The organism is Streptomyces virginiae, assembly GCF_041432505.1.
Taxonomy (GTDB): Bacteria; Actinomycetota; Actinomycetes; order Streptomycetales; family Streptomycetaceae; genus Streptomyces; species Streptomyces virginiae_A.
Genome location: NZ_CP107871.1, coordinates 4858683 through 4871337 on the forward strand (window position 1 = coordinate 4858683; position 12655 = coordinate 4871337).

A 12655-nucleotide genomic window follows, 5' to 3' on the forward strand; every position below is an offset into this window, starting at 1 on the left:
CATGACCGAGACCCCCGCCCGCCCCGTGCTGCTCGTCGTCTACGACGCCGGCAGCCTCGCCCCCACCCGGCTCGCCGAGGCGGCCCGGCAGGCCGGCTGCGACCTGGTGTTCGTCACCGCGGACACCGCGCACGCCCAGGAGATGATCCCGACCCTGGAGATGGTCGGCACCGTCGTGAACACCGCGGGCCGCACCGAGGCACAGACCGAGGCGGCGCTGCGCGCGCTCGCCCCGGCGGGCGTCCTCACCTTCAGCGAGTTCCAGATCGCCCCGACCGTGCGGCTCGCCGAGGCGCTCGGCCTGCGCTACCACCGGCCGGCCGACGTCGACGCCATCACCCACAAGGACCTGCAGCGCCGCCGGTTCGCCGAGGCGGGCGTGGACAGCGTGCGCTTCCGCACCCTGACCGACCCCGCCCAGGCCGACGAGGCGATCGCCCACGTCGGGCTGCCGGCCATCATCAAGCCGGTGATCGGCGCGTCCAGCCGCAACACGCAGGCCGTCGCCACCCCCGAGGAGTGCCGGGCCGCCCTCGCGGCGATCTTCACCGGCTCCGACGGCGGTCCCGCCGAGACGGCCGTGATGCTGGAGGAACTCCTGGTGGGGCGACCCACCCCGGCGCCCTGGGGCGACTACATCGCCGTGGACTGCGTGGCCGACGGGGACGACGTCCGTCCGGTGTTCGTCACCAGCAAGTTCGCGCTCGCCGAACCGTTCCGCGAGCGCGGCGGTTACGGCGGCTTCTCCGTCGTGCCGGAGGCCGAGGAGCGCGAGGTCCGCGACCTCGCCTGCCGCGCGGTGCGCGCCCTGAACATCCACGGCGTCGCCGACGTCGAGATCAAACTGACCGCCGACGGCCCCCGGGTCATCGAGGTCAACGGCCGGCTCGGCGCCTGGGTCGACGACCTCGCCGTCCGCTCCGGCACCTCCGACCCCGCGTACGTGGCGGTCGCCGCCGCGCTCGGCCTCCCGTACGAGACCCCCGAGGTCAAGCAGGGCGGGCCGATCGCCTTCCACTACCTGACCGTGCCGCCCCTCGGAGCCCGCCGGGTGCGCGCCATCCGGGGCGTCTCAGCCCTGCGCCGCCTCGCCCACGTCGACCGGGTCGTCGTCCTCGCCGAGCCCGGCGCGGACGTGGACTGGCGGATCGGCGCGCGCGGCAACACGGCGGCCGTCATCGGCTCCGCCGCCACCCATGAGGAACTGGCCGCGACCGTCGCCGCCATCGAGAGCGTGGACTGGATCGACTATGAGTGAGTTCCCCGTACGCGCCGATGAGTTCGTCGTCTTCGACCTGGACGGCGTACTCGTGGACACGCAGGACGCCGAGAACGGCGGGATCGCCCACGTCGGCGAGATGATGGGCCTGCGGCTGGACAAGGACCAGCGGGACGAACTGTTCTCCGGCAAGAAGATGCAGGAGTGCTTCGACCTGATGGCGGACCTGTCGGGCAACGCCCCGCCACAGGACGCCATGGCGATCGCCCGCGCCCGCTGCGAGGAGCTGATCGGCGACCGCATCGAGCCCATCGACGGCGTCGCGTACGCCCTCGAACAGCTCGCCGCCGCCGTCGGCGACCGCATGTGCGTGGCCTCCAACAGCCCGCTCGCCATCATGCGCAGCCGCCTGGAGAAGGCCCGGATCCTGCACCACTTCGGCGACCGGCTCTTCTCGGCCTACGACGCCGACGCCTGGAAGCCCGACCCGAAGCTCTTCCTCTGGGCAGCCGGGAGCTGCGGTGTCACGCCCGACGAGTGCGTCGTGGTCGAGGACAGCCCGGTCGGCGTGGACGCCGCCGTGGCCGCCGGGATGCGGGTCCTGCAGTACACCGCCGACCCGGACACCCCGCCCCACCGGGAGGGCGCGCTCACCTTCCCGTCCATGCGCGCACTGCCCCGACTCGTCCGCGACGCCCACCTGATGGCGCCCGTCGCCGCCCCCTTCGCCGCTGCCGCACCCTTCGGAGGTACCTCATGAACAACGCCCGCAAGATCATGGTCCTGGGTGCCGGCGACATCGGCCGCCGTGTCTTCCACGAGCTGGCACACAGCCCGAACCCGCGCCACGTCCAGCTCGTCGGCCGCGACGAGGAGACCGTCCTGAAGGCCGCCAACCTGACGCGCTTCTGCAGCGTCCAGCGTGGATACACCAACGAGGTCAGCCACGCGCGGACCGACATCACGGACGTGGCGCGCACCGCCGAGCGGATATCCGCCTTCGCCCCCGACATCATCTTCCTGGCCGTCAGCTACCAGTCCTGGTGGGTCATCTCCACCCTCCAGCAGGACGCCTTCCAGCGGGTCTACGCCGCCAACTACGGCCCGTGGCTGCCCATGCACCTCGTGCCCGTGATGAAGGCCATGGAGGCCGTCCGGCTCTCCGGCACCCAGGCCCTGGTCGTCAACGCCGCCTATCCCGACGCCGTGCACCCCGCGCTCACCGCGGTCGGCCTCTCCCCGCACATCGGCATCGGCAACGTCGCCAACAACGTCCCCGGCATCACCTCCGTGGCCGCCGACGAGCTCGGCCGCAGCACCGCCGACGTCGAGGTGCGCCTGGTGGCCCACCACTACGTCTCGCACCGCCTGTCCCGCACCGGCAACAGCGGCCCCGCCGGCATGGGCCTCGGCATCCGCCTCGACGGGCGCGACGTCACCGGCGAGCTGGACGTGGCGGAGCTCCTGAACCGGCTGCCCGGCGTGTACCGCCGCACCGGCGGTCTGCCCGGCCAGACGATGACCGCCTCCTCCGCGCTCAGCGTCCTGGAGCCGCTCGCCGACGAACGCGACGCGGTGGTCCACGCGCCCGGCGTGGACGGGGCGCTCGGCGGCTACCCGGTGGCGATCGAGAACGGCAAGTTCCGCGCACTGCTCCCCGACGGCATGACGGCGGACGAGGCGCACGCCATCAACGTCTCCGGGCAGCTCCACGACGGCATCAGCGAGATCCGCGCGGACGGCACCGTCGTCTTCGAGCCCTCCGCCATGGCGATCATGAAGGAGGAACTCGGCTACGACTGCGCCGAGATGAAGCTCTCGGAGGCCGAGGGCCGCGCCCAGGAGATCGCCGAGCGCTTCGCGGCGTACCGGGACCGCACCGCCCGCTGACCCGGGTTTGACGTCGAACGCCGCCGGCGGCCCCTACGGCCCCCGGCGGCGTCCGCACGCCGCACGACACGACGGACGAGCTCCAGGAAGAGGAACCAGGATGAGGCTGCTGCTGCTGGGCGGAACGGACTTCGCGGGGCGCGCCGTCGCTGAGGGCGCGGTCGCCCGGGGCTGGGACGTGACCGTCTTCCACCGGGGCGAGCACCCGGCCCCGCCCGGCGTACGGGTCCGCCACGGCGACCGCACCCGCGAGGACGGCCTGGCCGCCCTCGCGACGGGGGAGTGGGACGCGGTCGTCGACACCTGGTCGGGTGCCCCGACCGTGGTGCGCGACGCGGCCGACCTACTGGCCGGGCGCGTCGGGCGGCACGCCTTCGTCTCCAGCCGCTCGGTGTACGCCTGGCCGGTGCCGGTGGGGCTGGACGAGTTCGGGCCCCTGGCCGAGGGCGACCCGGACGCGGAGTCGACCGACTTCGCCGCCGACAAGCGGGGGTCGGAGCTGGCCGTGCTGCGCGCGTTCGGCGAGGACCGCACCCTGCTGGTCCGGCCGGGCCTGATCCTGGGCCCGCGCGAGAACGCGGGCCGCCTGCCGTGGTGGCTGAACCGCATCGCCCGGGGCGGTGGGATCCCGGCCCCCGGCCCGCGGGACACCCCGCTCCAGTACGTCGACGTACGCGACCTGGCGGCCTGGCTGCTGGACGCGCTGGAGTCCTCCCTGCACGGCCCCTACAACCTCGTCTCACAGCCGGGGCACACCACCATCGGTGAACTCCTGGACCTCTGCGCACGCGTCACGGGCGGCGCCGCCGAACTGCGCTGGACCTCACCCGAGGCGATCGCCGCCGCCGAGGTCTCCCCGTGGACCGACCTGCCCGTCTGGGCCCCGCCCGGCACGGACTTCCACGCCGCGATCCACACGGGGGACGTCGCGCGGGCCCACGCCACCGGCCTGGTCTGCCGCCCGGTCACCGAGACGGTCACCGACACCTGGACCTGGCAGCGCTCCGTCCCGGAGGCCGAACTGAAGCTCGCGGACGGCCTCACCGAGGAGGCCGAGGCCCGCCTCCTGAAGGGCTGAGGCGCCCGTCCGGGCCGCCGGGCGGACGGCCCGGCCGATCACGGCCCGGGGCGGTCACGGCCCGGGGCCGGGGTCCTGCGGCTCGCCCGCCAGGCGGACCGTGCTCAGGATGCGCATGATCAGGGCGTCGTCGACGGCCCCCGGGACGCCCGTACGGCCGTAGAAGTTCCAGGAGACCAGGTCACCGCGGGAGTTGCGGAAGCCGAAGACGATCGCCTGGCCGTCGCCCGCACAGCGGTTGCTCCGCGCGACGCCCGAGGAGCGCGCCTTGACGTAACTCCCCTTGACCCCCGACTTCGTGGTGTAGGCCACCGGCTTGTCGGAGGTGACCACGCTCTTGTCCGGCTGGGTGTAGGCGGCGTAGACCCAGGTGGGTGCCTCCTTCACGGCGATGTCGGCGGGGTCCTTGGCGCCGCCGGCGCCCTTGGTGCCGACGTTGCCGAGCCGGACGTCCGTGATCTGGCCGTCGCCGTTCGTGTCGATGCTGCACCACCGGGACTTGTAGAAGGCGGGTGCCGTGTGCCCGATGAGTACCTTCTCCGTGTCCTTGCTGTCCTCGTAGCCGCTGAAGATCTGGGGTTCGAGGACCTCCCAGCCGGGCGGGACGTCGAAGGCGGTGCCGTGCTTGGGGTTGATCACGGTCTTCCAGCCCGCGACGAGCGGCTTCGTCGGGTCGGCCGCCTGCGCCGCGGCCGCCGCCGAGGCGCGGTGCCGGTTCTCGCGGGCGCCGAGCGCGACACCGGTCGCGGCGGCGCCGACCGCCAGGGCGGTCAGCGCGCCGATCCCCACGACGAGCCGCTTCCGGCCGATCCGGCCCCGGCCGGCGTCGGGCTCCCGCGGCGCCCCGAAGGGCGGCGGCGGCCGGTACAGGCCGCCGGGCTCGGTCGGCTGTTGGTACGGGTTCTGCACGGTGCCCCTCCTGGTACCTGCCTGCCCTACTTGCCGAAGGACAGGATCGCGCGGCTCGCCTTGCGCGGTTCCGGGCTGTAGACCCGGCCGTTGAGCAGGAACAGCCGCCCGCCCGCCCACGCGATGCGGATGCCGTGGGTGTAGAAGACGTCCTCGGGGCCGGCCGCCGCCGCCGGGCTCTGCAGCACCGGCCGTGAGGCCCCGTCGGCCGCGGCGAGGGCGACGACCGCCCCCGCCTCGCCGCTGCCCGGGGTGACGTAGGTGAGGACCTTGCCGTCCTCGACCGCGAGCGGCCACATGGTGCGCCCCTTGGGCTGCTCGGCGGTGCGCCACCGCTCCTTACCGGTGTTCAGGTCGACGGCGACGACCTGGTTCGTGACGTCGATGCCGAGCGTGGTGCCGGGCTTGCCCGCGCCGATGTAGAGCGAGTCGGCGTCGGCCGCGACGGCGTAGCACTCCTGGAAGCCGGTCGCGTTGCCGAAGCCGTTGCAGCGGCCGCTGACCCCGAAGGTCGGGACGCTCTGCGAGCGGACCGTGCCGTCGGCGGCGAAGGCCGTGAGGTTCCAGGTCTTCTTGTCCTTGTGGTGCGCGGCGACCACCAGCGGGTCGACGGACAGCACCCGGCCGACGGTCCAGTCCGGCGCGTACTTGTAGCTCCACCGCGCGGCGCCCGTGGCCGGATCCAGCTCCTCGACCATCGCCTGTCCGCGGGCGACGGCGTCCTTCGGGTCGGGGCACTGGCGGACGGCGATCAGCCGCGAGCCCCCGGCGATGCCGTACGGGTAGCAGCCGTTCGGGCTCGACGTACCGAAGAGCTTGCGGCCGTCGGTGACCGAGAACCCGCTCATGACGGCCGACCGGACGACGACCACGGTGTCACCACTGATCGCCGGTTCGAACTGGGTCGAGCTGTCGTACGCGTTCTCGGCCGGCAGCGGAACCTTCCAGCCCGCCCGCCCCGTGGTGAGGTCGATCTGCTGGAGGTGGGTGCAGCGCGAGCTCTCCGAGGCGCTCTCCTTCACCCCCACGACGAGCTTGCCGGTCGCGGACGGGGCCGGTGGGATCCCGCACATCGGTGTCTGGAGCGGGAGTTTCCACTTCTCCTGGCCGTCGGCCGCCGCGTATGCGGTGAAGCCGTTCAGGATCGCGCTGACCACGGTGTCGCCGACCCGCCACGGGCCGTACTGCGAGGTCCCGGCCCCGGCCACCTCCGCCTGGTTGTCGCGCAGCCAGACGCGGGCCTCGCCCGCCCGGATGCCGGCGTTGGGGTCGTAGGCCTCGAAGCCCCCGGCAGGGCCCCCGCCCGGGCCCTTGCCGTCGCCCTGGTCGACCGAGGGCGTACCGGTGGGCCCGGCCAGGGGCTCCGCGCTGTGGCCGCGGACCGTGAGCCGGTAGGCGCCGCCGCCGATCACGAGCAGGCCGGCGAGCAGCGCCAGGGCGGCGCCGACGGCGACCACTGGCCGGGGCAACCGCCGTCGGCCCCGGCCGCCGGGCAGCGGGGCGGTCACGGTGGGGGGTACGGGTGGTGCGGGCGGTGGGGGTGGGGCGAAAGGCGCGGGCGGCGGGCCGAAGCCGGCGGTCCGCCGCTCGTCGGGTTCCGGCCGTGGGCCGGAGGTACGACCGGTCATGGGGGAAGTCTGGCCGATCCGGAGATATTTCTAGAATAGATTTTTGGACGATTCCGCCGCCGCCGGCTCCGGTCGCCCGGCCGGGGGCGCAGGTCTAGCGTGGAGGGATGGTTCCTTGGCTTGGCGGGTGAGGAGGCCGGGCATGACGACACGCCGGCGCAGTGCCGCCGTGACCCTGGCGGCGGTCGGACTCCTGATGGGGCCCGTGGGGGCGGGGGCGGGCGCTGCGTACGCCTGGGACGCGGCGGCGCCCACGGCGCCCGTACCGGCCGCGACGGTCCCGGCGCCGACCCCGAACCCCGCCGCCTCGGACGAGTTCGCGCAGCTGACCCCGGCCGTCACCCGCCAGTTGGACACCGCGATCAAGCAGGTCCTGGCGGAGGCGAAGATCCCCGGCGTGATCGTGTCCGTGTCGGCCCCCGGCAAGGGTGACTACGTACGGTCCTTCGGCGTCGCCGACAAGGCCACGGGCGCGCCGATGACCCCGAACCTGAACATGCGGATCGGCAGCGTGACCAAGACCTTCACCGTGACCGCCCTGCTGGAGCTGGTGGACGAGGGGAAGGTCGGTCTGGACGACCCGATCGGCAAGTACGTCGACGGCGTGCCCAACGGCGACCGGATCACCCTGCGCGAGCTCGCCGGCATGCGCAGCGGTCTGTTCAACTACTCGGCGGACGAGGGCTTCTACAAGGCGTTCACCAGCAACCCTGACCGGCCCTTCACCCCGCAGGAGCTGCTCGCCTACTCCTTCGAGCACCCGGTGCTCTTCGAACCGAACGCGAAGTTCTACTACTGCAACACCAACCTGATCCTGCTCGGGCTGGTGGTGGAGAAGGTCAGCGGCGTCCCCCTCGACACGTTCGTCGACCGGGAGGTCGTCGAACCGGCCGGGCTGAAGCACACCCTGTTCCCCACGGGCCCGGAGTTCCCCGCTCCGCACGCCCAGGGCTACACGGACCAGACGGCCTCCGGCAAGGTCGAGACCTCCACCGACTGGAACCCCTCCTGGGCCTGGGCGGCCGGCGCGATGATCTCCGACCTCTCCGACCTGCGCAGCTGGGCGAAGACCTTGGCGACCGGCACCCTGCTGACCCCCGCCACCCAGGCCCAGCGCCTCGACGTGGTCGACGCGCTCCCGGGCACCGGCTACGGCCTCGGCATCTTCAACGTCCAGGGCTGGATCGGGCACAACGGCTCGCTGCCGGGCTACGGCTCGCTGGTCCTCTACCTGCCGGAGGCGAAGGCCACGCTCGTCGTGCTGCTCAACACGGACATCGGGTACCAGGGCCAGGAGCCCAGCACCCTGGTCGGCGAGGCGATCACCAAGATCGTGACCCCGGACCGGGTCTACACGCTCCCCGCCCAGCCGGCCTCCTGAGCAGGGTCGACGGGAAAGTCATGTGAGCGGCGGGTCACGGGACTTCGGTCCCGGGGCCCGTTGTCGCGTTGTGCGCCCCGTCCTTCGCCACGGCCGACTCCGGCCGTAGCGTAGGCAGTCGAGGGCGTCGGGGGTCCAGGACGGCTCTGCACCCTCCACGCACAATGGTCCGTGGCGCTCGAAACACCCACGAGGGAGACGCACATGAACGGTCAGGCAGCACAGCGGGACGGCCGGTCCCCGGCGGAGGAATCCCCTTCCGCGGTCGCGGTCCGCGCGGCCGGCGAGGCGGACGTCGACGCGGCGGCCGTGCTGTTCCGCGGCTACCTCGACTTCTACGAGGTGGACATCGAGGACCCGGACGCCCCACGGGCGTTCCTGGCGGAGCGGATCGCGAAGGACGAGTCGCTGGTCCTGCTCGCCGATGTCCCGGAGCTCGGCACGGTCGGCTTCGCGCAGGTCTACCGCGGGTTCTCCTCCCTCTCCCTGAAGACCGCCTGGGTCCTCAACGACCTCTACGTCGCCCCCGCCGGCCGCCGCACCGGAGCGGGCCGGGCGCTGCTGCGCGAGGTGCTTCGCCGGGCCCGCGAGGCCGAGGTGTCCGGCGTGCAGCTGGAGACCGCGTACGACAACACCGTCGCGCAGGGGCTGTACGAGACGGAGGGCTTCGTCCGCGAGGAGTTCCACGTCTACTTCCACGACCTGGGCTGAGCGGCCTCCGGCAGGAGTGCGACGGGATCGGCGGCGGGGAGGTGAAACATTCTCCGCCGCCCTCGCGTCAGAGGGGGAGAGGGACGTGAGGGGGGAGCACATGCGCCGGGCGCGCAGGGACGGGTTCGGCGAGTTCGCCGCGAGCCGTTCGGGCCATCTGCACCGGTCGGCCTGCCTGCTCGTGGGCGGGGACACCCGCCTCGCGGAGGACCTGGTACGGGAGACCCTGGGGCGGATGTACCTGCGATGGGGCCGGATCTCCCGGGTCGACGATCCGGCCGCGTACGCGCAGACGGTGCTGGTCCGGGTCTTCCTCACGCACCAGCGCCGCCGGTCCCCCCAAGAGCGGCCGGTCGGGGAGCTCCCCGACGCGGTTGCGCCGACGCTGCTGGAGGCGCTGGGGCGGCTGGCGCCCAAGGACCGGGCGGTGCTGGTGCTGCGCTACTGGGAGGACCGCAGCGTCGAGGAGACCGCCGACGCGATGAACACCGGCTCGGCGGCGATCCGTACGCGGACCTCGCGGGCGCTCGACCGGCTGCGGGAGCAGCTCGGTGGCGACCTCACCGCCTTCGTGGACCGCTGAGAGCACCGGCCCGCCCCGGCAGGCTCGCCCCCCGCTCCCTCGCCTCCTCACGCTCCCTCGCCCCCTCACCCGCACTCCGACCGGCACACGGAAGGCCTGGCTCCTGATGTCCTTCGAAGACGAACTCGCCGAAGCCCTCCGGCGCACGGGGGAGGGCTTCACCTCCGACCCCGGGGCCCTCGCGGAAGCGGGCGGGGCGCGCGGCCGGCGCCTGGTGGCGCGCCGCCGGGCCGCCGTGGCCGGTGGATCCGTGTCGGCCCTGCTCCTGATCGCCACGGCGGGGGCCTACTCCGGCGGCCTGTTCGGCAGCTCCGACGCCGAGGGCGCGGTCCACGTCACGGCCCCGACCCCGACCCCGCCGGCCGACGGGCGGCAGACCGGCACCGGCGCGGTCACCGCCGACCAGATGATCGGCAAGATGAGGGCGCTCCTGCCGGGCGGCCGGATCGACGCGCCCGAGGCGCGGGGCACGGAGGACGAGCTCGGGCCCAGGGTCGGCGTCGTGTACGACGACGGCAAGGGCCCGGCCGCCGTCTTCCTCAGCCTCCAGCGGGTGGACCCCTTCGGCAGCGGGGCCCGCGCGCAGACCGAGTGCGAGGACAAGAACCTGCACGGCTACGACGCCTGCCGGACCGAGCAACTGCCCGACGGCTCCCGGCTGCTGCTGTACCAGGGCTACGAGTACCCGGACCGCCGGGAGGACACCAAGGTCTGGCGGGCCGTGCTCGTGACCGTGCAGGGCTTCCTGGTCGACGCGTCCGAGTGGAACGCGGCGGCCGACAAGGGCGCCCCCGTCTCCCGGACCGACCCGCCCCTGTCCGTAGAGCAGTTGAAGGGCCTGGTCACCTCGACCACCTGGCACGCGGCCCTCAACGACCTGCCGGCGGCCGAGCCCGAGCCGGCGCCCCCGCCGGAGTCGATCGTCCTGCGGGACCGGAAGGCCGTGGACGCCCTGGAACAGCTGATGACCCGGCTCAGGATCACCGTCCCGATCGTCTCCCGGGGCGGGCAGGACTCGTACGGCTTCGTCGTGCTCGACGACGGCAAGGGCAAGTCCCTGGTCCAGATCAACGTCCAGCCGGCCGCGAGCCCCTCGGGGTTCTCGGGGAACTCCGCCTTCACCACGCAGTCCGACGGCACCAAGGTGCGGGAAGCGACGGGGCCCGGGGAGAAGAACAAGGGCGTGACCCAGTGGAAGGTGGACACCCTGCGCACGGACGGGCTGCGCGTGCTGGTCACCGCCTTCAACACGGCCGACCAGAACGGCCCGGCCACCCGCCCCGCACCCGCGCTGACGATGAAGCAGCTACGGCAGATCGCGCTCGCCCCGGAATGGAAGCTCACCACGCCTGTCGGCTGACGGCCTCATTTGGCGTCCGCGTAGCACTCCACGACCGCCGTCGTGAACGGGAAGCGGACCGGGGTGTCGCCGAAGGCGATCCGGCCGGCCCGTTCGCCGGCGGCGCGGATCGCCTCCACGACGGCCTCGGCCTCCTCGGCCGGGCAGTGCACGATCACCTCGTCGTGCTGGAAGAACACCAGCTCGGCGCGCATGTCGACGGTCGCCTGCCGCAGGGCCGCGAGCAGCAGCAGGGCCCAGTCGGCCGCGCTGCCCTGGACGACGAAGTTACGGGTGAACCGGCCGCGGGCCCGGGTGTTCGTCGAGGCGTAGCTCGGGGTCCAGCCGTCCTCCCGGTCCTGCGCGGTCCGGCCCCCGCCCTCCCCGTACCCCTCGCCCGGGTCGACGCCTCCGTCACCGGCCTCGTCCCCCTCGCCGGAGCCGGCCGGTGGCGGGCAGGTGCGGCCCAGCCAGGTCCGTACGAGCCGCCCCTCCTCCCCGGCCTTCGCCGCGTCGTCCACGTACGCGACGGCCCGGGGGAAGCGACGGCGGAGCGCGGCCAGGTTCTTCAGGCCGTCCCCGGAGGTCTGACCGTAGACGGCGCCGAGCACGGCGAGCTTGGCCTTGTCCCGGTCACCGGAGAAGCCCTGGCGGGAGACCGCGGTGTACAGGTCCGAGGCCTCCCCGGCGACCTCCATGAACGCGCGGTCGCGGGAGATCGCGGCGAGGACGCGCGGCTCCATCTGGTCGGCGTCGGCGACGACGAGCCGCCAGCCCGGGTCGGCGACCACGGCTCGGCGGATCACCTTGGGGATCTGCAGGGCCCCGCCGCCGTTGGTGACCCAGCGGCCGGTGAGGGTGCCGCCGGGGATGAACTCGGGGCGGAAGCGGCCGTCCCGGACCCAGTCCGCGAGCCAGGTCCAGCCGTGTGCGGTGTAGATCCGGTAGAGCTTCTTGTACTCGATCAGCGGCTCGACGGCGGGATGGTCCAGCTCCTGGATCTCCCAGCGGCGGGTGGACCTGAGCTTGATGCCGGCCCCGGCGAAGGCCTTGATCACGTCCGCGGGCAGATCGGGGCGCACCCGTCTGCCGAAGGCGTCGGAGACCCGGTCGGCGAGCTCGGCGAGGCGCCGGGGCTCCCCGCCGCCCGCGTACCGCTCACCGAGCAGCTCGGTCAGCAGCGCGCGGTGCACGTCGGCCCGCCAGGGCAGGCCCGCGCGGTTCATCTCGGCGGCGACGAGGAAGGCCGCCGACTCGGCGGCGGTGAGCAGCCGCATCCGGTCGGGGTGGGCGGTGGCGTCGATCCGCCTCGTCTGGTCGGCGTGGACGGCGAGCAGGGCGTCCAGGGGGACCGGCGTGGGCTGCGGGTCGAAGAGGGAGTCCTGGGCGCGGGGCTCGGCGGCGCGCGGGCGCGGATCGGGCGGTACGGGCGCGTCGTTGAGCCGGGCCCAGGCGGCGGCCGCCGAGCGGGGTTCGCCGAAGCGGCCCTCGTGGCCGAGGAGCAGCAGCTCGGCGGCCTCGATGTCGTGGCACCGCTCGACGCGGGCGCCGGCGGCGAGCAGCCGGGGGTACACGGCCGCGGTGGACCGCCACACCCAGCGGGTGCCGGGCGGGGCGGCGCGGATCGCCTCGGCGGGGTCGCGGACGCGCATCCGGCTTCCGTCGCAGGGAGGTACGGGCGCGGCGTGCCACCACCCGTCGCCGTCCTCGGCGAGGGCCCACCGGGGAGTGCGGTCGCTCATGGGTGCGAGTGTCCCACCGGGGTCCGACAGTGGCGGTCCCGCCGTGCCGTGGCCGCCGGCCGGGCGAGGCCGAACCGGGGGCGGGGCCGGGCGGGTGCTGCGCCGTTGCCGGGGCGCCGCCCCGGACCCCGCGCCTCGATCGCCGGCGGGGCTGAGAAGAGCGCCTCGGACGCCG

At 73.8% G+C, this 12655-nt stretch carries 11 protein-coding genes; 8 read left to right on the plus strand and 3 right to left on the minus strand.

All coding sequences use genetic code 11. From position 1 onward, the window contains the following. Position 1 precedes the first annotated feature (1 nt). From OG624_RS22655 to OG624_RS22670, 4 genes are all read left to right on the plus strand, one after another. The gene (locus tag OG624_RS22655) at positions 2-1258 is read left to right on the plus strand and encodes an ATP-grasp domain-containing protein (protein WP_051763145.1); all 1257 of its coding nucleotides are present in this window, start codon (positions 2-4) and stop codon (positions 1256-1258) included. Further along, on the plus strand, positions 1251-1979 hold the full coding sequence (locus OG624_RS22660) for an HAD family hydrolase (RefSeq protein WP_051763144.1): 729 nt from the start codon (positions 1251-1253) through the stop codon (positions 1977-1979). The genes OG624_RS22655 and OG624_RS22660 overlap by 8 nt, the downstream gene beginning before the upstream one ends. Beyond that, entirely contained in the window at positions 1976-3109 is a 1134-nt protein-coding gene (locus OG624_RS22665) for a hypothetical protein (RefSeq protein ID WP_033219267.1), read from the plus strand. The genes OG624_RS22660 and OG624_RS22665 overlap by 4 nt, the downstream gene beginning before the upstream one ends. A gap of 100 nt (positions 3110-3209) precedes the next feature. Beyond that, complete coding sequence (locus OG624_RS22670; protein WP_371639781.1) at positions 3210-4187, plus strand: NAD-dependent epimerase/dehydratase family protein; 978 nt, start codon at positions 3210-3212, stop codon at positions 4185-4187. A gap of 54 nt (positions 4188-4241) precedes the next feature. On the opposite strand, the gene OG624_RS22675 is transcribed toward OG624_RS22670, so the two are convergent. Beyond that, positions 4242-5096 (minus strand): hypothetical protein, encoded by an 855-nt coding sequence (locus OG624_RS22675; RefSeq protein WP_371639782.1) that lies wholly within the window; start codon positions 5094-5096, stop codon positions 4242-4244. A 26-nt stretch (positions 5097-5122) separates the two neighbouring features. Further along, on the minus strand, positions 5123-6724 hold the full coding sequence (locus OG624_RS22680; RefSeq protein WP_158711801.1) for an outer membrane protein assembly factor BamB family protein: 1602 nt from the start codon (positions 6722-6724) through the stop codon (positions 5123-5125). A 142-nt stretch (positions 6725-6866) separates the two neighbouring features. Between OG624_RS22680 and OG624_RS22685 the strand changes: the two genes are divergently transcribed. The 4 genes from OG624_RS22685 (at position 6867) to OG624_RS22700 (ending at position 10759) form a co-directional block, all read left to right on the plus strand. Further along, the gene (locus tag OG624_RS22685; RefSeq protein WP_033219263.1) at positions 6867-8105 is read left to right on the plus strand and encodes a serine hydrolase domain-containing protein; all 1239 of its coding nucleotides are present in this window, start codon (positions 6867-6869) and stop codon (positions 8103-8105) included. 204 nt (positions 8106-8309) lie between these two features. Next, positions 8310-8816: a GNAT family N-acetyltransferase gene (locus OG624_RS22690; protein ID WP_371639783.1), complete on the plus strand. Its 507-nt coding sequence runs from the start codon at positions 8310-8312 to the stop codon at positions 8814-8816. A gap of 100 nt (positions 8817-8916) precedes the next feature. After that, positions 8917-9399 carry a SigE family RNA polymerase sigma factor gene (locus OG624_RS22695; protein ID WP_371640862.1) on the plus strand — a complete coding sequence of 161 codons (483 nt, stop codon included), beginning with the start codon at positions 8917-8919 and terminating at the stop codon, positions 9397-9399. Between the two features lie 106 nt (positions 9400-9505). Further along, a complete protein-coding gene (locus tag OG624_RS22700; RefSeq protein ID WP_371593220.1) occupies positions 9506-10759 on the plus strand; it encodes a hypothetical protein in 1254 nt (417 codons plus the stop codon). A gap of 5 nt (positions 10760-10764) precedes the next feature. Here OG624_RS22700 and OG624_RS22705 read toward each other — a convergent pair whose 3' ends face one another. Beyond that, positions 10765-12480 carry a bifunctional 3'-5' exonuclease/DNA polymerase gene (locus tag OG624_RS22705; RefSeq protein WP_033219257.1) on the minus strand — a complete coding sequence of 572 codons (1716 nt, stop codon included), beginning with the start codon at positions 12478-12480 and terminating at the stop codon, positions 10765-10767. Between the last annotated feature and the right edge of the window lie 175 nt (positions 12481-12655).